The sequence below is a fragment of the Sphingobium sp. 15-1 genome (assembly GCF_013375535.1).
GTDB classification, from domain to species: Bacteria; Pseudomonadota; Alphaproteobacteria; order Sphingomonadales; family Sphingomonadaceae; genus Sphingobium; species Sphingobium aromaticivastans.
The window spans coordinates 32,616-53,692 of the sequence record NZ_JABXJG010000002.1; the positions used below are offsets into that span (position 1 = coordinate 32,616).

Annotated in this window: 20 protein-coding genes and 3 pseudogenes; 15 read left to right on the forward strand and 8 right to left on the reverse strand. The window is 63.1% G+C overall.

Annotation, left to right across the window (positions count from 1 at the left end; all coding sequences use genetic code 11):
• Positions 1 to 8: 8 nt before the first annotated feature.
• Positions 9 to 2,270: a TonB-dependent receptor gene (locus HUK72_RS16525; protein WP_176597922.1), complete on the reverse strand. Its 2,262-nt coding sequence runs from the start codon at positions 2,268 to 2,270 to the stop codon at positions 9 to 11.
• A gap of 353 nt (positions 2,271 to 2,623) precedes the next feature.
• Between HUK72_RS16525 and HUK72_RS16530 the strand changes: the two genes are divergently transcribed.
• From HUK72_RS16530 to HUK72_RS16575, 10 genes are read left to right on the forward strand one after another with little or no spacing between them, the layout of a single operon-like run.
• Complete coding sequence (locus HUK72_RS16530; protein WP_176597923.1) at positions 2,624 to 3,058, forward strand: ester cyclase; 435 nt, start codon at positions 2,624 to 2,626, stop codon at positions 3,056 to 3,058.
• A 7-nt stretch (positions 3,059 to 3,065) separates the two neighbouring features.
• Complete coding sequence (locus tag HUK72_RS16535; protein ID WP_176597924.1) at positions 3,066 to 4,262, forward strand: cytochrome P450; 1,197 nt, start codon at positions 3,066 to 3,068, stop codon at positions 4,260 to 4,262.
• Positions 4,259 to 5,674, forward strand: a complete 1,416-nt coding sequence (locus HUK72_RS16540; protein ID WP_176597925.1) for an FAD-binding oxidoreductase — start codon at positions 4,259 to 4,261, stop codon at positions 5,672 to 5,674. The genes HUK72_RS16535 and HUK72_RS16540 overlap by 4 nt, the downstream gene beginning before the upstream one ends.
• On the forward strand, positions 5,671 to 5,829 hold the full coding sequence (locus HUK72_RS16545; protein ID WP_176597926.1) for a hypothetical protein: 159 nt from the start codon (positions 5,671 to 5,673) through the stop codon (positions 5,827 to 5,829). The genes HUK72_RS16540 and HUK72_RS16545 overlap by 4 nt, the downstream gene beginning before the upstream one ends.
• The gene (locus HUK72_RS16550; protein WP_176597927.1) at positions 5,826 to 6,131 is read left to right on the forward strand and encodes a Rieske (2Fe-2S) protein; all 306 of its coding nucleotides are present in this window, start codon (positions 5,826 to 5,828) and stop codon (positions 6,129 to 6,131) included. Before HUK72_RS16545 ends, HUK72_RS16550 begins: the two co-directional genes overlap by 4 nt.
• A 1-nt stretch (position 6,132) precedes the next feature.
• Positions 6,133 to 6,858 carry a glutathione S-transferase family protein gene (locus HUK72_RS16555; RefSeq protein WP_176597928.1) on the forward strand — a complete coding sequence of 242 codons (726 nt, stop codon included), beginning with the start codon at positions 6,133 to 6,135 and terminating at the stop codon, positions 6,856 to 6,858.
• Entirely contained in the window at positions 6,851 to 10,336 is a 3,486-nt protein-coding gene (locus HUK72_RS16560; protein ID WP_176597929.1) for an indolepyruvate ferredoxin oxidoreductase family protein, read from the forward strand. The genes HUK72_RS16555 and HUK72_RS16560 overlap by 8 nt, the downstream gene beginning before the upstream one ends.
• Before the next feature lie 32 nt (positions 10,337 to 10,368).
• Positions 10,369 to 11,775 (forward strand): aldehyde dehydrogenase family protein, encoded by a 1,407-nt coding sequence (locus tag HUK72_RS16565; RefSeq protein ID WP_176597930.1) that lies wholly within the window; start codon positions 10,369 to 10,371, stop codon positions 11,773 to 11,775.
• Positions 11,772 to 12,560: an SDR family oxidoreductase gene (locus HUK72_RS16570; protein WP_176597931.1), complete on the forward strand. Its 789-nt coding sequence runs from the start codon at positions 11,772 to 11,774 to the stop codon at positions 12,558 to 12,560. Before HUK72_RS16565 ends, HUK72_RS16570 begins: the two co-directional genes overlap by 4 nt.
• Positions 12,557 to 13,330, forward strand: a complete 774-nt coding sequence (locus HUK72_RS16575) for an EthD domain-containing protein (RefSeq protein ID WP_176597932.1) — start codon at positions 12,557 to 12,559, stop codon at positions 13,328 to 13,330. Before HUK72_RS16570 ends, HUK72_RS16575 begins: the two co-directional genes overlap by 4 nt.
• A gap of 204 nt (positions 13,331 to 13,534) precedes the next feature.
• Here the strand turns inward: HUK72_RS16575 and HUK72_RS16580 are convergent, their stop codons facing one another.
• Entirely contained in the window at positions 13,535 to 13,813 is a 279-nt protein-coding gene (locus HUK72_RS16580) for a hypothetical protein (protein WP_255325832.1), read from the reverse strand.
• Between the two features lie 64 nt (positions 13,814 to 13,877).
• On the opposite strand from HUK72_RS16580, the gene HUK72_RS27655 reads away from it, so the two are divergent.
• A complete protein-coding gene (locus HUK72_RS27655) occupies positions 13,878 to 14,096 on the forward strand; it encodes a type IV toxin-antitoxin system AbiEi family antitoxin domain-containing protein (protein WP_369806000.1) in 219 nt (72 codons plus the stop codon).
• Positions 14,097 to 14,172: 76 nt separating this feature from the next.
• On the opposite strand, the gene HUK72_RS27020 is transcribed toward HUK72_RS27655, so the two are convergent.
• From HUK72_RS27020 to cysC, 3 genes and pseudogenes are all read right to left on the reverse strand, one after another.
• Complete coding sequence (locus HUK72_RS27020; RefSeq protein WP_218036259.1) at positions 14,173 to 14,352, reverse strand: hypothetical protein; 180 nt, start codon at positions 14,350 to 14,352, stop codon at positions 14,173 to 14,175.
• A 225-nt stretch (positions 14,353 to 14,577) separates the two neighbouring features.
• Positions 14,578 to 15,327, reverse strand: coding sequence for a 3'(2'),5'-bisphosphate nucleotidase CysQ (locus HUK72_RS16585; protein WP_176598837.1), 750 nt, complete (start codon positions 15,325 to 15,327; stop codon positions 14,578 to 14,580).
• A gap of 23 nt (positions 15,328 to 15,350) precedes the next feature.
• Positions 15,351 to 16,076, reverse strand: a pseudogene (gene cysC, locus HUK72_RS16590) (adenylyl-sulfate kinase); the annotation flags it as partial.
• Here cysC and HUK72_RS16595 point away from each other — a divergent pair.
• The 4 genes and pseudogenes from HUK72_RS16595 to HUK72_RS16610 form a co-directional block, all read left to right on the forward strand.
• Entirely contained in the window at positions 16,076 to 17,275 is a 1,200-nt protein-coding gene (locus HUK72_RS16595) for a TonB-dependent receptor domain-containing protein (RefSeq protein ID WP_255325927.1), read from the forward strand. The pseudogene cysC and the gene HUK72_RS16595 sit on opposite strands and share 1 nt — an antisense overlap.
• A 1-nt stretch (position 17,276) precedes the next feature.
• On the forward strand, positions 17,277 to 17,651 hold the full coding sequence (locus HUK72_RS16600; protein WP_176597934.1) for a hypothetical protein: 375 nt from the start codon (positions 17,277 to 17,279) through the stop codon (positions 17,649 to 17,651).
• A 58-nt stretch (positions 17,652 to 17,709) separates the two neighbouring features.
• A pseudogene (locus HUK72_RS16605) lies at positions 17,710 to 17,875 on the forward strand (transposase); the annotation flags it as partial.
• Positions 17,876 to 17,964: 89 nt separating this feature from the next.
• Positions 17,965 to 18,706, forward strand: a pseudogene (locus tag HUK72_RS16610) (DDE-type integrase/transposase/recombinase); the annotation flags it as partial.
• A 172-nt stretch (positions 18,707 to 18,878) separates the two neighbouring features.
• Here HUK72_RS16610 and HUK72_RS16615 read toward each other — a convergent pair.
• The 3 genes from HUK72_RS16615 to HUK72_RS16625 are packed head-to-tail and all read right to left on the reverse strand — an operon-like array spanning position 18,879 to position 21,077.
• Positions 18,879 to 19,292 (reverse strand): hypothetical protein, encoded by a 414-nt coding sequence (locus tag HUK72_RS16615; protein WP_176597935.1) that lies wholly within the window; start codon positions 19,290 to 19,292, stop codon positions 18,879 to 18,881.
• Positions 19,246 to 20,469, reverse strand: a complete 1,224-nt coding sequence (locus tag HUK72_RS16620) for a S8 family serine peptidase (RefSeq protein ID WP_176597936.1) — start codon at positions 20,467 to 20,469, stop codon at positions 19,246 to 19,248. The genes HUK72_RS16615 and HUK72_RS16620 overlap by 47 nt, the downstream gene beginning before the upstream one ends.
• Positions 20,466 to 21,077 carry an anti-sigma factor gene (locus tag HUK72_RS16625; RefSeq protein WP_176597937.1) on the reverse strand — a complete coding sequence of 204 codons (612 nt, stop codon included), beginning with the start codon at positions 21,075 to 21,077 and terminating at the stop codon, positions 20,466 to 20,468. The genes HUK72_RS16620 and HUK72_RS16625 overlap by 4 nt, the downstream gene beginning before the upstream one ends.

The window sequence follows — 21,077 nt, forward strand, 5'->3', positions numbered from 1 at the left end:
GAGAGGTTTCAGAAATCGACGCGTGCTTCTAGGCCATAACTGCGGGTCGGACCGCGATAGTTGACGGTGAAGACCGACAGCAAAGGCACGACTTCCTGATAATATTTCCTGTTGGTGAGATTGTCGCCATAGGCCGAGATTTCCCAGCCATGCGCGCTCTTGAGCGACAGGCGGGCCTTCAGCAGGGTCAGCGGGTTGCGCTTCGTGCCCGCGAAATTGTCGACGTCCCACCAGATGGAGCCATAGCGGTTCATCTCGACCCGTGGCACCAGCCGCAAGTCGTCGGTCAGGTCGATATTCTGGCTGGCGCCCAGGTTCAGCGTATATTTGAACGCGCCCGGCGCAACATTGCCGACCGCCGCCGGGTTACCGGCAAAGGCCGCAACCCGCCCGTGCGTATAGCCGTAGCCGCCGAACAGATGGAGGCCCATCGGCAGCATTGCGTCGAAGTCCACGTCGAAGCCCTTGAGCTTGACTTTGTCGATGCTGACCGTCGTTTGCAGGCCGGCGGACGGCTGGAACTGGAACTGCTGCGCGCCGGAAATGTCGGTTTTGAAGACGGCGGCGTTGATCGACAGGCGACGATTGAAGAAGCGGGCCTTCGCGCCGATCTCGTAGGAGGTGGAGACTTCCTTGTTATAGCCGTCCTGCACATAGATATTGGCCGCATTGCCGCCGGCCGCGTCGATCAGCGCCTGGCGCGAACCGATCGGGTTGAAGCCGCCCGACTTGAAGCCCTTGCCGTAGCTGGCATAGACGCTGGCGGTCGGCGCCAGGTCGTAGGACAGGCTGGCCTTGGGCTGGAACTGCTTGAAGGTCCGCGACAATTTGCAGGTGTCGAATGCCTGTCCCTGCGCCACGCAATTATTATAGCTGACGCCGGTCAGCGGATTGATCGCGGGGGAGGCGGCTTCGCGGATCGACCGCTTTTCCGTGTCGTAGCGTCCGGCCAGGTTGATATGGAACTGGTCGGTCAGGTCGAACTGCACGCTGGCGAACGGCGCGTAGCTGGTCGTGCGATACAGCGGATTGCTGAAGGAAACCGTGGTCGCCGGGTCGATCGTGTCGCGATCGGCGGGAAGCGAGCCATTGGTGTCCAGGCCGATCTTGCTGGTCTGGTCGCGTTCGAACCGCAGGATGTAGAATCCGAGCTGCCAGCGGAAGCGATTGGCGCTGTCCGATGTCAGGCGCACTTCCTGCGAATAATTGGTGTCGGAATAGGTATATTGCTGCACGGTGCCCCCGCCTGCGAGGCCGGTGTCCTGCGGAATATAGGGCGGGCTGTCGCTGCCGAAATATTGGTTCAGATGGTTGTAGCTGGAGATGGACGTGAACTTCGCCCAGCCCATGTCATATTCCGCCTTGAAGGTGGCATCGATGAACTTTTCGCTGAACGCGCCGGTGACGTTGGAGACGAACGGCATGTCGGTATTGTTCGCGTCCAGCGCAGTGCCGGGGAAGCCACCGATCGGCAGGCCGACAAACTGCGCATTATAGGCGCTGCCGCCCCCCTTGGACCGGAGCGCCGTGACCTTGAGGTCGGCGGTGAACGGCCCGTCATTGTCATAGACCAGCCGGGCGCGGCCGCTGCTGTTCTGGAACCGCTGCACCTTCTCCCCCGTGGTGATGTTGGTGAAGGGACCGTCGGTGTCGCGGAACGCGCCGGCGACGCTGAAGCCGAAGCCCGGCGCGAGCGGGCCGCTGACCGATGCGCTGGCGCGGGCGGTGTTGAAATTGCCATAGGCGGCGACGACATTCCCCTCGAACGTGTCGCCCGGCTTCTTGGTGGTGATGACGATGGCGCCGGCAGCCGCGTTGCGGCCGTAAAGGGCGCTCTGCGGTCCTTTCAGCACTTCGATCTGCTGGATGCCGAACAGATACTGGTTGAACGGCTTGACGCTCGACAGGGTGACGCCGTCGATGACGATCGCGACGTTCGGGTCGGAATTGCGCACCGACGTCTGGCCGCGGATGTTGATATAGGCTTCGCCCGCATTATCCTCGACGAAGGTGACGTTGGGGGTGGAAGCCAGGAAATCGGCAGGGCGGGTGATGCCCCGTTCCGCGATCGCCGCTTCCGTGACGACGCTGACGGAGATCGGCACCTTGACCAAATTCTCGTTGCGCTTGGTCGCGGTGACGACAATCTCTTCGAGCGTATTGCCGCGCTGCGGTGGTTGCTCGGGCGCGGGCTCCTGAGCCATCGCCGGCAGGGCAAGACCCGCCGACAGGATAAGGCTCATAAGCGGTAAATGGGTGATGGCCTTCAAAACATCTCTCCTTCCCTGATCATGCGTTGCCGATTGTCTCGGCTTCTGTTGGACGTGAATTCAGAGTGGCCCCTTAAAGACGCCGATATGGTGTCGAAGAAAATGCCCCAGCGTGACAAGGCATGACCTAGCGGGACAATAGATTACAAGCGGCAATCGCGGATTTCCGCCATTTTGCGATGCAGCATAAGCGGCGCTGGCGCGAAATTGCTCAGATTTTGGCACGAAAAGCAAATCGCATGCGCGCTTGGCCATGGCTGCTTTTTGGAGCAGCATTATCAATCAGGTCATGGGCGCGCCGCATAAGTTGCCCGACAGACGCGCAAGCAGGCGCGCCGCAGAGGAGAGAGCAGATGAACAAGGATTGGGCGCAATATTGGATCGGCCTGTTCGCCGACGGTACAGACGAGCTGATGACGCTCTACAATCCGCAGTTCCAGTTCGAGGATGTCAATTTCGACCTTCGGATCAACAATGATCTCCCGGCGCTGCGCAAATTCTTCGAAGGCTTCATCATCGAGGACCCGACCCAGAGCTATAACAGGTTCGACGTGTTCGACTATGTCGGCGACAACCGGCTGGGGTCCTTCCAATGGACCTGGGAAACCAAGCATGCCGGCGATTTCCTGGGCGTGCCCGCCAAGGGCAAGATCACCAAGACCCGCGGCGTCACGGTCATGGGCTGGGACGAGAATGGCAAGATCGTGCTGGAGCGCAGCATCTGGGATGCGGTTCCGGTCTTCCAGCAACTGGGCGTCATCCCGGCGTTCGACACGGCTCAGGCTTGAAAGCGCAATGACCTATAATCCCCTGGACCCGGCGGTCACCGCCAATCCCTATCCGCATTATGCCCAGCTGCGGGCCGAAGAGCCGGTCAAATGGCTGGACATGATGCAGGGCTTCGCCATTTCCCGCTGGGACGATGTCGAGGAAGTGCTGAGCGACGGCAAGACTTTCTCCTCCGCGCAATTCTGGCCGGCGTTGCTCGGCGAATATGATCCGGTGCCCGAAGTGCAGCCGATGATCTCGCTCGACCCGCCGGGCCATGTCCGCATCCGCAAGCTCGCCAACAAGGCGTTCGTGCCGAGCCGGGTGGGCGCTTTGCAGGATCGTATTCGCAGCGTGACGCACGAGTTGATCGACGACATCTTTGCCAAACATGGCAGCGAAGGCGAGTTCGATTTCGTCTGGGAGTTTTCCGGGCTGTTCCCGGTCAGCGTGATTGCCGAAGTGCTGGGCGTGGACATTGCCCGCCGGGTGGATTTCAAGACGTGGGTCGATGATCTGCTCGCGGCGGGCAACCGCGCGGCCTATGGCCCCGAACGCCTTGCCGAGATCGAGCGCAGTTCGAAGGCGATCCGCGCCTATTTCGAGCAGGTCTATGACGAACGGTCGGCCAATCCCGGCGACGACCTGATCAGCGGCTTCATCCAGGCGGAGGTCAATGGCGAGCGCCTGACCCGCAGCGAAGTGCTGAACATGGCGATATTGCTGCTGATCGGCGGGGTCGAAACGACCACCAACCTGCTGGGCATCACCTTCGCGCATCTGAAGACCCATCCCGATATCGCCGCCGCCATCTGGGCCGATTCCGAGAAGATTCCGGTTCTGCTGGAGGAAATGCTGCGCTTCGACGGGCCGGTGCAGATGCTGTTCCGGCACACGACCTGCGACACCGAGCTGGCGGGGGTCGCCATCCCCAAGGGGTCGCTGGTGCTACCGCTGCTGGGTTCGGCCAATCATGACGAGCGCAAGTTCGACCGATCCGAGGAATTGGTGCTGGACCGCAACCCCAAGGAGATCATGTCCTTCGGGCAGGGGCCGCATTTCTGCCTTGGCTCCTATCTGTCGCGCATGGAGGCGAAGAGCGCGCTGGAGATATTGACTGCGCGCTTTGAAAGTATCGAGGCGATCGGCGACACGGTCAAATGGTCCGATTCCTATTTCGCGCGCGGCCCCAAGACGCTGCCGGTCAGGTTCAAGGCCCGATGAGCGGCGATCCTTCGGCTGCCGGTGCGCCCTTGACCCCATTGATCGACCAGTTCCGCGCCATTTTAGGCGAGGGCGGCGTGCTGACTGGCGAGGACGTTTCCGGCCGCCATCCCGGCTATTTCATGGCGCGGATCGAGGCGGACGTGCTGTTGCGTCCCGAAACCACCGAGCAGGTGTCGCAGGTCATGGCATTGTGCCATGCGGCCGGTCAGCCGGTGGTGATCCAGGGCGGCATGTCCGGCTGGGTCCGCGCGACCCAGACGCGGCCGGGCGAGGTCATATTGTCGCTAGAACGGATGAACCGGATCGAGAGCGTCGATCCCGCCAACCGCACCGCCATCGTCCAGGCGGGCGTGATCCTGGAGCAGTTTCAGGATCATCTGGAAGCCCATGGCCTCAGCTTTCCGCTGGACCTGGGCGGACGGGGATCGTGCCAGCTCGGCGGCAATGCGGCGACCAATGCGGGCGGGATGCGCGTCATCCGCTACGGTATGATGCGAGAGCAGGTTCTTGGCATGGAAGTGGTGCTGGCCGATGGCCGGGTGCTGTGTTCCATGAACCAGATGATCAAGAATAATACAGGCTATGACCTGAAGCAGCTGTTCATCGGCAGCGAGGGGACGCTGGGCGTCATCACCCGCCTGGTCCTGCGCCTGCGGGAGCGGCCGGTCAGCAGCAATACCGCTTTGGTCTGCGCCGACAGTTTCGATCGCATCGCCAAATTGCTGCGCCATGTCGACGGCGCGCTCGGTGGCCTGCTGAGTGCGTTCGAGCTGGTCGACAACAGTTTCTACCGCGTCAACACCGGGGAGGGGCGCCACGCCGCGCCGCTCGGGTCTGACAAGCCCTATTATGCGATGATCGAGGCGCTGGGTTCCGACCATGAGCGCGACCGCGACCTGTTCGAGGCGGTGCTGGCAGACGCTGCGGAAAAAGGGCTGTTCGACGACGCCATCGTCGCACGGTCGGAAAAGGATCGCGCTGCGATCTGGGGCATAAGGGAGGATCTGGAACATATCGTCCATGACTTCCAGCCTTTCTACGCCTTCGACGTCAGCCTGCCAGTCGGCGCAATGGAAGCCTATATGGGCGAGGTCAGGCGCCGGTTGAAGGCGATCTGGCCCGATGGCGGCATCGCATTTCTGGGCCATGTCGGCGACGGCAATCTGCACATCGCCATCGGCGCGGGAACGTCCGAGGACCGGGAGCAGGTGGAAACCTGCGTCTATGAACCGCTCCGTCCGATCGGGGGGTCGGTGTCCGCCGAACATGGCATCGGTCTGGAAAAGAAGCCCTGGTTGCCGATCACGCGGAACCCGTTGGAGCGCGGTTTGATGCGCGACATCAAGAAACTGCTGGACCCCAAGGGCATCCTCAATCCGGGCAAGATCTTCGCCGAGGAAAAAGGATGAGCGCGGCCGTCCATGTCGGTCGGGAAGAGCCGAACGTCACCGGCTGTCACCTTTTGCCCGGATATGGCGTCGCTCGCCCTGCTGTGTTGGGGCAGGATGCGCTAGGACAGGATGCACAGACCCCGATGTATGACGGGGCAAGGGAGCGGATATGATGAAAGTGGGTGAAATGTCGGAGCTGACGGCAGACAAGCCGCTCCGCGCGTCGCTGGGATCGGAAAAGATCCTGATCTTTTTGGTGAAGGGTACGCCCGTCGCCACCCAGGCGCGCTGCCCGCACGCGCAGGGGCCGCTGCATCAGGGCGAATTGTGCGGCACGGTGCTGACCTGTCCCTGGCACGGCTGGAGCTTCGACCTGGTCACGGGCGAATGTGAGGAAGATCCCGACCTTCTGATCAAGCGGTACGACGTGACGATGGAGGGTAACGACATCCTCGTTTCCCAGGTTTCGGCATGACATGACCGATCCGTCGTTCGATCCTGCGCCCGGAACCCTGGCCCTGCACGGCTATCCGGTCAGCAATTATTTCAACGCGGCGCGGGCGGCGCTGATCGAAAAGGGCGCGGCCTTCACGGTCGTCCCGACCCGCGCGGCCCAGGATGACGCGTTTCTGGCGCAGAGCGCGATGGGCAAGATTCCCTATCTGCGGACGGACGAGGGCTGCATCGCCGAAACCGTCGCGATCCTTGAATATATCGAGGAGGCCGTTCCCGGCGTTCCGCTCTATCCGTCCGATGCCTTTGAGCGCGCCCGCGCGCGGCAGGTCATCAATATCGTCCAGCTCTATGTCGAAGCGCCGTTGCGCTCGCTCTTTCCCGGCGTCTTCATGGGGGGTGTCAATGCGCCGGAGACGATCGCCGCCGTCCAGCCGGTCGTCGAGCGCGCGATGCGCGCGCTGGCGCATCTGGTGCGGCCGAACCCCTTCCTGCTGGGGGTCGGGCTGACCCATGCGGACCTGTTCGCCTTCTATACCTTCGACGTGGGCGAACGCGTCATGCAGTTCAGCTACGGCGCCTCGCTGCTCGATTCCATTGCGGGCCTGCGCGACTGGTACGCCATGATGGTGACGCGCCCGTCCAGCCGCACCGTCCTTGCCGATTTTACCCCCGCCTTTGCTGCCTACCTCCGCGACAAGGCGGCTGCCTGGCACGAGCCGGAGCCGAAAGACAATGCCCATGCGTGATGTGAAACTCGACGACAAATATACGGTCGATGACGGCCGGGTGATCATGAGCGGTACCCATGCGCTGATCCGCGTGCCGCTACTGCAAAGGGAGATCGACCAGCGCAACGGCCTTAACACCGGCGGCTTTATCTCGGGCTATCGCGGGTCGCCGCTTGGGTCCTACGACATGGAATTGTGGCGGGCCAAGAAGCTGCTCGAAAGCCATGATATCCTGTTCCAGCCCGGCGTGAACGAGGATCTGGCGGCGACGGCGGTGTGGGGCACGCAGATGCTGGCGACCACGCCGGGCGCGAACAAAGACGGCGTCTTCGCCATCTGGTATGGCAAGGGACCGGGCGTCGACCGTTCGGGCGATCCGTTCAAGCATGGCAATTTCGCGGGAACCCACCCCAACGGCGGCGTGCTGATCGTCGCGGGCGATGATCATTCGGGCAAGTCCTCCACCGTGTCGCATCAGAGCGAGATGGCGCTGATGCACGCGGGCATGCCGATCCTGGCGCCGTCCAATGTGCAGGACGTCATCGACCTGGGCCTGCTGGGCATCGCCATGTCGCGTTATACCGGCCTCTACACCGGCTTCAAGCTGACGAACGAGACGCTGGAGCAGACCATGACGGTCGATGTTCGCGTCGGCGACAACGGCCCGGTCACGCCGGATCGCGGACCGGCCCCGGCCAATGGCTTCCACAATTACCCCACCCATCTCGACCGCATCGCGTCGGAGACGGTGGTCAAGCGCTATCGCTGGCCGCTGATCGAGAAGTTCGTGCGCGCCAACCGTATCGACCGTCTGCTGGTCGACGCGCCCGTCCGCAAGCTGGGCATCGTGTCGACCGGCAAGGCGGTGCAGGACGTGCGCCAGGCGCTCAAGCTGCTCGGGCTGGATGACGCCGACGCGGCGGCCCATGGCATCAGCGTCTACAAGCTGGGCTGCATGTATCCGGTCGAGCGGCAGGGCCTGGCCGAATTTGCCAAGGGTCAGTCCGAACTCCTCTTTATCGAGGAAAAGGATCCGCTGACCGAGAATCAGGCCAAGGCAATCCTCTACGGCGGCCCCGACATGCCGCGCATCGTCGGCAAGCTGGACGAGGACGGTGTCTTCATGATCCCGTCCGACGAGCAGCTGGAACCCGTGCAACTCGCGCTCGTCATCGCCGAACGGCTGCGGCGGCTGGGCGTCGGGGACGCGGCGCTGGCGGAGCGGGCGCAGCGGCTGTCGCGCCAGATGGCGACGGTGGCGGCATTGAAGCCCGCCGATGCGGCGCGATCGCCCTATTTCTGCTCGGGCTGCCCGCACAATACCGGCACCCGCTTTCCCGAAGGATCGATCGCGGCGGGCGGCATCGGCTGCCACGCCATGGCGATGTATTCGGGGCCGGAGATGATGCCCAACGCCCAGATGGGCGGCGAGGGCGCGCATTGGTACAGCCTCGCCTACTTCAGCGACATGAACCATATTTTTCAGAATATGGGCGACGGCACCTATTATCATAGCGGCCTGCTCGCGGTGCGGGGCGCGGTGGCGGCCAAGGTCAACATGACCTTTAAGATCCTGTTCAACGATGCCGTCGCCATGACCGGCGGCCAGCCGGTCGACGGCCCGCTGACGCCGGGCGACATCACGCGGCAGGTGCTGGCCGAAGGCGCGGGGCGCTGCGTCGTCGTGACCGACCGGCCCGACCTTTACGGCGCGCATAGTGGGCTGGGCGAGGGGGTGACGGTCCACCATCGCGACACTTATGATGCGGTCCAAAAGCAATTGCGCGACGTTCCGGGCGTCACCGTCATCGTCTATGAACAGACCTGCGCGGCAGAAAAGCGCCGCCGCCGCAAGCGCGGCAAATTCCCCGATCCGGCCAAGCGGATGTTCATCAACGCGGCGGTGTGCGAAGGGTGCGGCGACTGTTCGGTCCAGTCCAATTGCGTCAGCGTCTGGCCCAAGGAAACCGAACTGGGCCGCAAGCGCCAGATCGATCAGTCCAACTGCAACAAGGACTATAGCTGCGTGAAGGGCTTCTGCCCGAGCTTCGTCACCGTACTCGACGCCGAACCGCGCAAGCCGAAGAAGGCGCAACTGGACGGCGAGGCCGACATGGCGCTGCCTGATCCGACCATCGTGCCGCTGCATGACGGCGCCTATAATATCATGATCTCCGGTATCGGCGGTACCGGCGTCGTCACCATCGGCGCGCTGCTCGCCATGGCCGCGCATCTGGAGGGCAAGTCGACATCGGTGTTCGACATGACCGGCCTCAGCCAGAAAAATGGCGCGGTGTTCAGCCATTTGCGCATCGCGGCAGATAATGACGATCTGGGCGCGCAGAAGCTGGGCATTGGAGAGGCGGACCTGGCGCTGGCGTTCGACGCGGTCGCAGGCCTTGCCAAGGAGCCGGCGATGACGCTGTCGGCCGAGCGGACGAAGACGGTCGTCAACGCCCGCATCACGCCGACACCGGCCTTCCAGCGCAATCCCGACCTGACGCTGGATCAGGGTCTGCTCGTCCATCGGCTCAAGGCGCTGTCGGTCGATCTCCATGGGGTCGATGCCACTGGCCTTGGTCTCGCCTTGCTGGGGGACACGATCGCGGCCAACCTGTTCATGCTGGGCTATGCCTGCCAGCTTGGTCTGCTGCCGGTCTCTCCGCAAGCCATCGAGCGCGCGGTGGAGATTAACGGCGTTGCCATCCCCTTCAACAAGGCCGCCTTCGCGCTTGGGCGCTTGCAGGCGGTCGACCCCGCCCGCATCGAAAAGGCGGTGGTGGCCCATGTGCAGGAATTGGATTTCACGCCGCTCACCAGCCTTGAGGACATTGTTGCGCATCGCACGCAACTGCTGACCGATTATCAGAATGCGGCCTGGGCGCAGCGCTATCGGGATCTGGTCGATATCGTGGTGAAGGCGGAATCGATCGCCACGCCCGGCAAGGACGGCCTGTCCGTCATGGTCGCGCGTAACTTCGCCAAGCTCATGGCCTATAAGGACGAATATGAGGTCGCCCGGCTGCACGCCGACCCGGCGTTCAAGCAGCAGTTGAAGGATGCGTTCGAGGATGGCGCGAAGCTGCGCTACAATCTCGCCCCGCCGCTCTTTTCGAAGCGCGATGCGGATGGGCATCTGATCAAGCGCGAGTTCGGGCCGTGGATGGACAAGGCGTTCGCTTTCCTCGCCCGCTTCAAGGGGCTGCGCGGCACCGCCTTCGACATTTTCGGCTATACGCAGGAGCGCAAGATGGAGCGCGGCCTGATCGACCATTATGAAGCGCAGATGCAGATGGTCGCGGCTAGGTTGACGCCTGCCAATCATGCCGCGGCGGTCGAGCTGGCCTCGCTGCCGGCGCAGATCCGTGGCTACGGCCATGTGAAGGAGGCCAATGTCGAAAAGGTCCGGGTACTCGAACCGATGGTCGTCAAGAAATTCGAGGATGCCGTCATCCTCGCCGCCGGCGCGCCCGCGCCGCTGCTCCAGAACGCCTGACAGAATAAGCAAGACAGCGGAGAGGTAAGAACATGGTCAAGATGCTGATCGACGGGGCGCTGGTCGATACCGCGCGCCACATGGACGTCATCGATCCGAGCGACGAGAGCGTCGTGGCGCAGGTGCCCGACGCCGGCGTGGCGGAAGTTGAACAGGCGGTCGCCGCCGCGAAGCGCGCCTATCCCGCCTGGCGCGACGCCACGCCCGAAGCGCGCGGCGCGGTGCTGGCGGCCATGGCAAAGGTGGTCACCGACAATGTCGAGGAGCTGGCCGGGCTGCTCATTCAGGAAACCGGCCGCCCGATGGCGCTCGCCCAGTTCGAGATCGCGCATCTCGCCGCGGGCTATCTGAATTACTATGCTGGCCTGCGGATCGAACCGGAAGTGCTGATCGAGGACGAGACGCGCCGGGTTGAACTGCACCGCAAGCCGCTGGGCGTCGTGGCCGCCGTGGTGCCATGGAATGCGCCGGTGTTCATCGCCTGCAACAAGATCGCGCCGGCATTGGCGGCGGGCAACAGCATCGTCGTCAAGACGGCACCCTCGACCCCGCTCACCACGCTGCGGCTGGGTGAATTGTTCAAGGATGTCGTGCCGGCCGGCGTCGTCAACATCCTGTCGGGCGGCAATGAGGCGGGCGCGCATCTGGTGTCCCATCCCGATGTCGCCAAGGTCACCTTCACCGGATCGACCGGCACCGGCCGCAAGATCATGGAGGCGGCGTCACCGACCCTGAAGCGCCTGACGCTGGAGTTGGGCGGCAATGACGCGGCGATCGTGCTGCCCGATGCCGATGTGAAGGCGATCGCGCCCGCCATATTCGCCTTTGCCTTTTTCAACAGCGGGCAGGTCTGCGCGATCATCAAGCGGCTTTATGTGCATGACAGTCTGTACGACGCCATGTGCGCGGAGATCGCGGCCTATGCGGGCGGATCGACGGTCGTCGGCGGCCGCGACCCCGAAGCGCAATTCGGGCCGGTTCAGAACAAGGCGCAATATGACAAGGTGCTGGACTATCTGGCGGGGGCCAGGGCCAGCGGCACGATCATAGCCGGGGGTGAATTGCCCGAGGGCCGGGGCTATTTCGTGCCGCTGACGGTCGTGCGCGACGTGGCGGAAGGCGACGCGATCGTCGACGAAGAACCCTTCGGTCCGATCCTGCCGATCATCCGCTACAGCGACATCGATGATGTCGTCGCCCGCGCCAATGCCTCCTCCTATGCGCTGGGGGGATCGGTCTGGTCGAGCGATCCCGAAGCGGCGGCGAAGGTCGCGCTGCGGCTGGAAAGCGGTAGCGTCTGGGTGAACCAGCATTGCGCGCTCGATCCGGCCATCCCCTTCCCGGCGAACAAACAGTCGGGCTACGGCGTCGAGGGTGGGCTGGAAGGCCTGTATCCCTACACCGCGCTTCAGACCCTCAACATCGCGAAGCCGGCATGAGCATCCTCGAAACGCTGTTTTCCGTTGCGGGGAAGACCGCCGTCGTCACTGGCGGGGCGAAAGGGGTGGGCGCGATGATCAGCCGCACTCTGGTCGAGGCCGGTGCTCAGGTGCTGATCGTCGGACGCGAGGCGAAAGCGGGGCAGGCATTTGCGCAAGGTCTGGAAGGAGCAGGTCAGGCGACCTTTCTGGCCCATGATCTGGGCACCGCAGCCGGGGTGGAGACTGCTGCTGCTGACATTGCCGGGCGTATTTCCACGCTCAACATCCTCGTCAACAATGCGGGGATGTTCAGCGCTGGCGCGATGGAGGATGCCAGCGCCGATCAATGGGACCGCGAACTGGGACTCAATCTGAGGGCGCCCTTCTTTCTGGGACAGGCGTTGCTGCCGCAGCTCAAGGCGGCGGCGATCCCGGGCGATCCGGCGCGCATCATTTCCATCGGCTCGATTGGCGCCCTCTGGGGTCGCAGCAGCAACGGCGCCTATGCCTATGGCGCGAGCAAGGCGGCGATCCATCAACTGACCCGCATGATGGCGTCGGACCTGACCGCACAGGGGATCACCGTGAACGCCATCGCGCCGGGTTTCTTCCCCAGCGACATGACCGACGGCTTCTTCGCGGCGGTGCCGGGGCTGAAGGATCAGGTGGTGGCGGGCATTCCCGCCGGACGGCTGGGCGCGCAGGAGGATATCGGCGGCGCGGTGCTGTACCTTGCATCACGCGCGGGCGCCTATGTTTCGGGGACCGTGCTGCCGGTGGAGGGCGCGCTGTGGCAAGCATGAGCAAAGCGACCACCATCGCGCTGCTGGAACGCAGGCCCGACATCTCGCGCGATCTCTTCTCGCGTTACTGGCGCGACGTGCATGGTGTGATGGCGGCGCGCATCCCCGGCTTCGAAAGCTATGTCCAGCATCATGTGGCGCCGCTGGAGGACATGGGGTCAGCCATCGTCGAACCCTTTGAGGGGATCGCCGTCGTCACCTTCGCCAATCCCGGCGACCGCGACGGGCTGATCCACAGCCCCGTCACCAGCCATATTCACCGTGACGAGCAGAATGTCTTCCGCCGCGCCCTGCTTTATAATTTGGAGGCGGATGCGACATCGATTTTCGGCGATGCCGATCGATTGGCGTTGGACAGCTATTTCCTCGTTTTGCCTCTGGAGGTGGGGGGTATCGAGGTCGCGAAAGGTCTGACGCGCGATGGAGCTATCATGGTGGCGTTCCATGATTTATCTGGAGCCGATCCGGCCGGCTGGAACGATACCGATGTCGAAGAGGGGGGAGCCAGCCGGCTGTTCGGCGCCGTCATTCAATGCTGGTGGTCCGACTTGGCTCTCGCTCGCGCCGCGCTTGCCGATGCTGTCCGGGTCAGCTTGGGCCGGATCGCCTGCTATCGAACCGATGAACGCTATCTGATGGTGGAGCAAGGACGTCCTACGCTGATTGGCTTGCGCGGTCTGGATGCGGTCCGCACGATCGAAGAGGCAGGCGCTGTCAATCAACGCGAACCTGAAGTCTTGCGCGCCATTTATGGCGCTGTAGCAGGCTGACCTCGCCCTCCTTCTACAGGCGCCCACGCATGGCGATCATGGAGGCCGACCTGATCTGCTGCAGGTAGAATTCGAAACGGTGAGGCGCGAGAATGCCTTGGCCCAACTTGAACACCGCATTCCATAAATATATTCATAATCAATAGGTTGTTCGAACGAGCAAGATCCTTAGCGCCACATGGGAGCTTTGCGCGTGAGGGCAGCTTATGCGGTTGGATTTTCGTGGATGTTGGCTGGCAGAGCGACGCCGGCGGCCTGGAACACCGCGCCGACCATGCCGGCCGTAGGTGTCCGGATTGTGATGTCCTTGCCGTCCTTGTGGAGGGTCACTTTCTGCAGACGGTCGAGATCGTTGAGCAGCGGCTGCCATTCCGGCTTCAGGTCGCGGGCCGCGCAGAGCCGGGACAATTCATGGGATAGTAGCAAGGCCATGAACGAGCAGAAGACATGGCCGCGGATGGCTGCGTCGGATTGATGGAACACGGGCCGCGTGTCGTAGGTAAGCAATGTCGCTTCTGATGAGACTCTGTGGCCACCGAATCATGGGGTGGGGAAGCGAGATCGTGATCGCGCGGAAAGAGCCAAATTGCGGGGGGCAAAACTTTCGCTAAGGGAGCGGGCTGTAGCGCTCGCCAAAAAAGGCGACGAAATTCGGACCAAAAACTTCGCGAATATTGGTGTCCATCGCTACTACTTGGCTCGAATGTGTGACGAAGGATTACTCGTGAAGGTCGGCTATGGGCGCTACCGCGCAACTCCTGGCTAGTGCTCATGACATTTTCTTGCCTCTGGCAGATTTTGATTTTTGGCGGTCTGTAGTGCGCGTACTCGGTCATTCAACATCACACCATCGTAGAGGCTTCCTCGCCCCCGTCGATCATGTCGCCGGCGCCGAAGAGCATGTCTGTATGCGCGGCGCCCGGTGCGATCATCGGATAACAATTGTCGCGTTTCGCGACGCGGCAGTCCACAAACACCGGCCCGTCATGCTCACCTCGACCGCCCAGCCATGCAGTTCCCATGCGTCGAACCGGGCCGGCACGCGACGGAGCGCATCGCGTCGGCTATCATACCAGGGCCAATAAACCAGCGAATTCGGCGCATGAACGAGTTGGCCAGCGTGCCGCTTGGTCGCCGCCTCTTTCGGCCTATTGCTTTGCGCGGGTCGAGAAGGATTTCGAATGGCGCAACCTGCCGCCCTGCCATCTTTACCGGGCATATGGCCCGCTCTAGCGGGATCGGCCGTTTCAGTCGGCGACCTGCGTGACCTCCGCGATCAGTTCGAAAATCTGCCCCGCATGCTCCTTACGGCAGATGAGGAGGTCGGGGAGATAGACATCGGCCTGGTTATAGATGAGCGGCGACCCATCGATGCGCGAGCAGTGGAGGCCATGGCCGAGCGCGACTGCCACGGGTGCCATGGAGTCCCATTCATATTGCCCGCCCGAATGGAGGTAGATGTCAGCCTTGCCCAGGACGATGGCCATGGCCTTGGCCCCGGCGCTGCCCATGGGGACCAACTCGGCGCCCAGCCGTTCCGCCACCGCGACCGCTTCGGCGGCGGGGCGGGTGCGGCTGATCACCATGCGCAGCTTGTCCGGCGCGGGTGGAACCGGGCGCGGCTGGTCGGAACGCAGCAGCGTGCCGCCCTCCAGACCCGGAAGCGCCACCGCGCCGATCGCGGGCTGGCCGTCGATCGCCAGGCCCACATGCACCGCCCAGTCGGCCCGCGCTTCGCCATATTCGCGGGTGCCGTCGACCGGGTCGACGATCCATACCCGGCTCATCGCGAGACGGTCGGGATTGTCCTTCTCTTCCTCCGACAGCAGCCCGTCCTCGCCCCGCACTTCGCGCAGCGCGTGGCAGACGAACTGGTTGGCGGTCTGGTCCCCGGCCTTGCCCAGCGCCTTGGCGCTGAACAGGCCCGAGGCGCGTACCTCCAGCAGAATGCGTCCGGTAACCTCTGCCAGATGCGAGGCGAGATCGGCATCACTCATGGTTTTCGGATCAAGCGGAGTGCTCATGGGATCAGCCTTGCGATGATGGCATCGGCAGCCTGTTCAGCCGACATGTTGGTGGTGTCGATGTGGATCTCGGGGTCGTGCGGCGCTTCATAGGGGCTGTCGATGCCGGTGAAGTTCTTGAGGTCGCCGGCCCGCGCCTTCTTGTAAAGGCCCTTGACGTCGCGCGCCTCGGCATCGGCCAGCGGCGTGTCGATATGCACTTCGACAAACTCGCCCGGCTGCATCATCTGGCGCACCATCTCGCGCTCGGCGCGGAAGGGCGAGATGAAGGCGGTGATCACGATCAGCCCCGCATCGGTCATCAGCCTAGCCACCTCGCCCACGCGGCGGATATTCTCCACCCGGTCGGCATCGGTGAAGCCCAGGTCCTTGTTCAGCCCATGGCGCACATTGTCGCCGTCGAGCAGGAAGGTGTGGCGGTTCATTCTGGCGAGTTTCTTCTCGACCAGATTGGCGATGGTCGACTTGCCCGCGCCCGACAGCCCCGTGAACCACAGCACGGCCGGCTTCTGGTTCTTGAGGTTGGCGTGGAAGTCGCGGCTGACGTCGGTCGCCTGCCAATGGACATTCTGCGCCCGCCGCAGCGAGAAGTGCAGCATCCCCGCCGCCACCGTGGCGTTGGTGATCTTGTCGATCAGGATGAAGCCGCCCAGCGCGCGGTTCGTCTCATAGGCTTCGAACACGATCTGCCTGTCGGTCGACAGGTTGGCGACGCCGCGTGCTGGTCGATGTCGATTATACGGCCGCGCCGGCGCTACGGGCGGAGAGTAATTCCTATCCCAATACCTTCCTCTCACAAGAACTTCGCCTGACGTCGAGCGGTGAAGAAAAATTCAAATGGATTGCAGGCCTCTATGCTTCCCGGCGCAAGAACGGCTTCAGCACGTTCGCGCCGTTCATCGTCACCGTCGGCACCGCCCGCATCGATCCATTTCTGGATTACGAGGCAAAACAGACAGAATTTGCCGGTTTCCTCAACGGGACTTATCGGCTTGGCGATTTCTCGATCGGCGCAGGTGGCCGACTGATGCGGACTATCTACGAGGAAGACAGCCGCATGTTCCAGTTGCGCCCCAATTCCGGCTACCAGAAGGTCGCTAACACGGCATTCCTACCTAAATTGATCCTGTCATATAAGCCCGAAGGGATCGGATTGTTCTATGCATCGGTTGCGAAGGGATATGAATCCGGCAAGGTCAGCAGCTCGAGCTTCCCTGCTCTGCCTTACGCACCAGAAACAAACTGGACTTATGAAATTGGTTACAAGAGCAGTCTAACCTCGAAACTCTATGTCGAATTGACGGGATTCTATATCAACTCCCGCAACAGACAAACTGAGATCATCTTCGTGCCGCCAGGCAGCGCTGTGTTCCTGAAGGCATTGGCCAACGCCGGCGACGCACGGAGCTATGGCACGGAAGCTACTGTGAGTTGGCAACCTGTGCACGGGCTTTCACTCGACGGAGCGCTCGGACTGCTCGATGCCAAGTGGACCGATGCCACCTATCAGGGCAGGTCGCTGCGTGGCCGACAGATTCCCAACGCGTCGCGCGTGACGGCCAATCTGAGCAGCACATATACCATCGGCATCGGCAACGCTTTGGAACTGCAGTTACATGGTAACGCTACTTATCGCGGCGGTTTCCCCTGGCAGCTGCCTTATATCGACTTAACAGGTGCCGAGATAGCCGATAATTACAGCGAGGGCTATTGGCTTGCTAATGCGAGGATCTCGGTAGGTTCGAAAGATGAGCACTGGCAGTTCGCTGTTCGTGTCGACAACCTGCTGGACCAGCAGTTCTATACAGAATTCCTGACGCGATCGAACCAGTCGGCAGCCGGCGTCTGCCCGGCGCTGTGCCACACTGCCGCAGCAGGCACACGGCGCAGGTTCGTGGCCACGTTAACCACGAGGTTCTGACATGCAGAAGCCAATCATTGCCAGATCGTTCAACAGTCCTGATGCAAAATCGGAGCTCTCGAGCGCTCGCGTAGAAATCGTCCGGTTCGAAGGGTATACCGCCCTTCGAACGACTTTCCTGCCCGGAATGCGTTATTCGCGGGACATCCGACCGTACATCGATGAGGCCCAGGAGCGAATTCCTACCCGGGTCGTCTACTGCCAGTCGGGCCGGCTGCACTTTGTGCAGCCGAGCGGCGTGAGCGTGGAATATGCGGCAGGCGGGGTCTACCTCGTTCCACCATGGGAGGATGGCTTTGAAGATAGCTGGGTGGTGGGTGACGAGCCTTGCATTCTTGTCACCGTCATAGCCGGCGAGGTGTCACTGACGGACTAAGAGGCTGATTGGAAAATCGGCTGAGGGGTTGCGCAGGAGGTATTGGTCTGATTCAGGCATTGCATGTGAACGCAGTAGAAGCCGAGCGCGGATTGCCAGGAAGACGAAGCGCTATCCCAGCGATCTGACCGATGAGGAATGGGACCGCCTGTCGCCGTTGATGCCCGGGGCGCCGCGACCGCCCGCGCGAGGCGGATTTTCGCAAGGTGATCAACGCGGCCCGTTAGGATAGGTATTGAGTGTGCCTGGCGCATTGAATGGCCCCTAGATCTCTGGACGCCTTTGGTCCTAATTTTGAGGACAGGAGGCGATGATGGGGAAGCCCAATTCCAGCGATGAGTTCAAGCGTGATGCAGTGGCCCAGATCACCGAGCGCGGGTATCCGGTAGCGGAGGTTTCTGAGAGGCTCGGTGTCAGTCAGCATTCGTTGTATGCTGGGCGGCAATTGGCGAAGACAGTGTCTGGCGATGTCAGCAAGGATGCCGAGATCCGCCAGTTGAAGCGCAAACTGGCCCGAGTGACCGAGGAGCGCGATGTCCTAAAAAAAGCCATCGCGTATTTCGCCAGGGATGCAAAGTGAGATACGCGTTCGTTGCCGAGCATCGTAGCCAGTTCAAGGTTCGGTCGATGTGTCGGTGCCTGTGCATCCAGCCCAGCGGCTGTTATGCTTGGCGGGAGAGCCCGTTGAGCCATCGGGCTCGGGAAGATGATCTGCTGGATCACGGCGAGACCTGCTGCCCGAACCGTGTTGCCCGGCTGACCAGGCTGGCGGGTGTCAAGGCGCAGATCGGCTGGAAGCATCGGCCGGGGAGCTATGGCGGTAAGCCGTCCCTGGCGGTCGACAACACTCTGGATCGCCAGGTCGACGTGGCTGCGCCAGACCGGGCCTGGGTGACAGACATCACCTACACCGCACCGTGGAAGGCTTTACCTATCTGGCTGTCGTGATCGACCTCTACTCGCGCCGCGTGGTGGGTTGGCCAATGCAGAGCCGGCAGACCACCGACGTGGTGCTGCAGGCGTTGCACATGGCGGGATGGTGGCGCAAACCGAAGCACTGATAATCGCCCGCGCTGTTCCTAAGCGGGGTTAGCAGGCCGCCATGGGCGAACAGCTATCCGCTGCGGCCGATGTCGACATGCCCCTCCATCTCGGCATAGAGGCTCGGTCGACCGCGGCCGAAATCGGCGGGCGACAGGGAAAGGCGGCTGGAAAGATGCTGCCCGATCAGGCCGACATAGGCTTCGGTATAGCTGCCGTCGTGCCCGGTCCCTGAATATTCGGCATAGCTGCTGTGAACGACGCCATGTCGATCGCCAGGCCGCGCGGCAGGCTGCGGGCGAAATCGGCATATTGGGTCAGGGATAGCGGCTGGATGCTTGGTTTCGTGCCCACGACGACCGATGCCGGCCCGCCGACATAGAAGCCGCGCCGATCGTCATGAACCAGTTCCAGCTCGGCAACGGGCCAATGATCGCTGATCGGACGGCCCCGCAGCCGAGCCTGGCTGGCCAGGGTGACGCTGCCGCTCCATTGCGCGATGGCTGGCGATCCAGTCGTCAGAAGGATGCAGGCAAGAATGGCGCGTGATGGCCTAATCCCGGCTGGCGGCCGCCAAGGGAGCCGGGCACGGGCCATCACATCCTACCGCCTTGCCCCGGACCGTGGCGAGCGCATCGATATATCCTCCTCCCGCAAGGACCAGCCTCGGTCGTCCCTGCCTATGCCCTTGCGCCTCTTCGAGCAATGCGATCAGACCGCTGACATGGGCCGCAGCATAGGATGTTCCTTCGACCAGCGTCCATCCTCCCCCCGGTCGAGGCGCGGGAATGTCCCGCGCCGGGGCGATATAGACAGGGCGCCTTGCCGGTATCGGGCCGCCCGAGACGGCGAAGACTCCGCTGTGGGAGGCGGGAAAGCCGCCATCGGGCAAATGGGGATCATAGGCCGCGACGACCGTTGCGCCGCGCATCATGCCAGCGTCAAGCAGCGTCGCCAACAGGCGATCCGGCGGCCCGCCCAGGCTTAGGTTGATGATCGCGGCGCGACGGTCGATCGCATAATGCAGCGCCTTGGCGAGGCTGAGGCTGTCGCAGGTCGCGGCGGCCGTCCCGGCGTCGCTCTGCCAGCAGGCGCGCAAGCCCAGCAGGCGGGCGGCGGGCGCGATGCCCACGATCCCGGCCCGATTGTCCGCCCGCGCCGCGATGATGCCCGCCACCGCCGTTCCGTGCCGTTCGGGGATCAGCGGCCGCCCCGCGACGAAGTTCAGATTGCCCTTGATCTGCCCGGCAAGGTCGGGATGGCGGGCATCTATGCCGCTGTCGATCACCGCCACCGTGACGCCGCGCCCGGTGGCGAGCCGATGCAGGCTGTCGAGATGCCAGAGCGTCGTGGCTGGCTGGGCAGGGTAGAGCGGATCGTCATGCCCGGCCTGCGCGCTCAGCGTTCGATAGTCGTGCATCGGTTGCGACCAGGCAACGGCGGGGTCCTGCGACACCTCCTCCGCCATTTTCTCGGGCGCGATGCCGGCGGGCAGGCGCATGACGAAGCAATCGAGATCGATGACCGGCATCATCCAGTCGGTGACCAATGTCAGATGATGATCGCGCGCGATGCGCCGCGCCTGCCGCATCGCCTGGCTGCGGCCCATGCTATCGCCATAGCCGCCGCCATAGCCGCCGCTTGCGCGAAAATGCGTTGGCGGCAGGCGCAGCATGACGAGAATCCGATCGCCGCCGGCGGCCTCCGCACCGCGAGCGGTGCCGGGCAAGGCACAGGCCATCATGAGAGCAAGGCTCAGGAAGAAGGTCCGGATCATTTCGTCGCTTCCGGCTCGACCGGTTGCGCCAGCACGATATTGGGCCGGGTCCGCAGCTCCGCCAGCGCCGCATCGCGCCGCGCCGGATCGACGGCCAGCACATAGGCTCCCGCGGCCGTCGGTCCGTCGACCAGCCTGGCCCCGGCGCGATCGAGAGTGAAGCGCAGGCTCCGTTCGCTCGCATCGGGGAGGAATATCACGATGAGATTGCCGTTCGGCCGCGCCGCCGGCGCACCCAGCACATGATAGCCGGATTGCGGCGGGACCGGCCGGAACAGCCAGACCGCGCCGCCCAGCAACAGGGCCTGCGCGCAGACGAAGGCCGCCAGCATGGCCGGGCGCGTCATCATGGCCCAGGGCTGCCAATGGCGCGTTTCGGTCGGGCGCCGCCGCTCCCGCCAATCCAGTTCGGCGTTGAGAGGTAGCCGTCCGATTTCCGTCTTCAACCGGCGTTCCCGTTCCAATGCGCCGCGGCACTCCGCGCAGTTGCGGAGATGCGTTTCCACCGCCGCGGCATCTTCATGGTCCAACTGACCGCTGGCATACCAGGGCAGCAGCATTTCGGTGCTCAGATGCGGATCGTCGCGGAAGGAGATGATGTCGCCCAT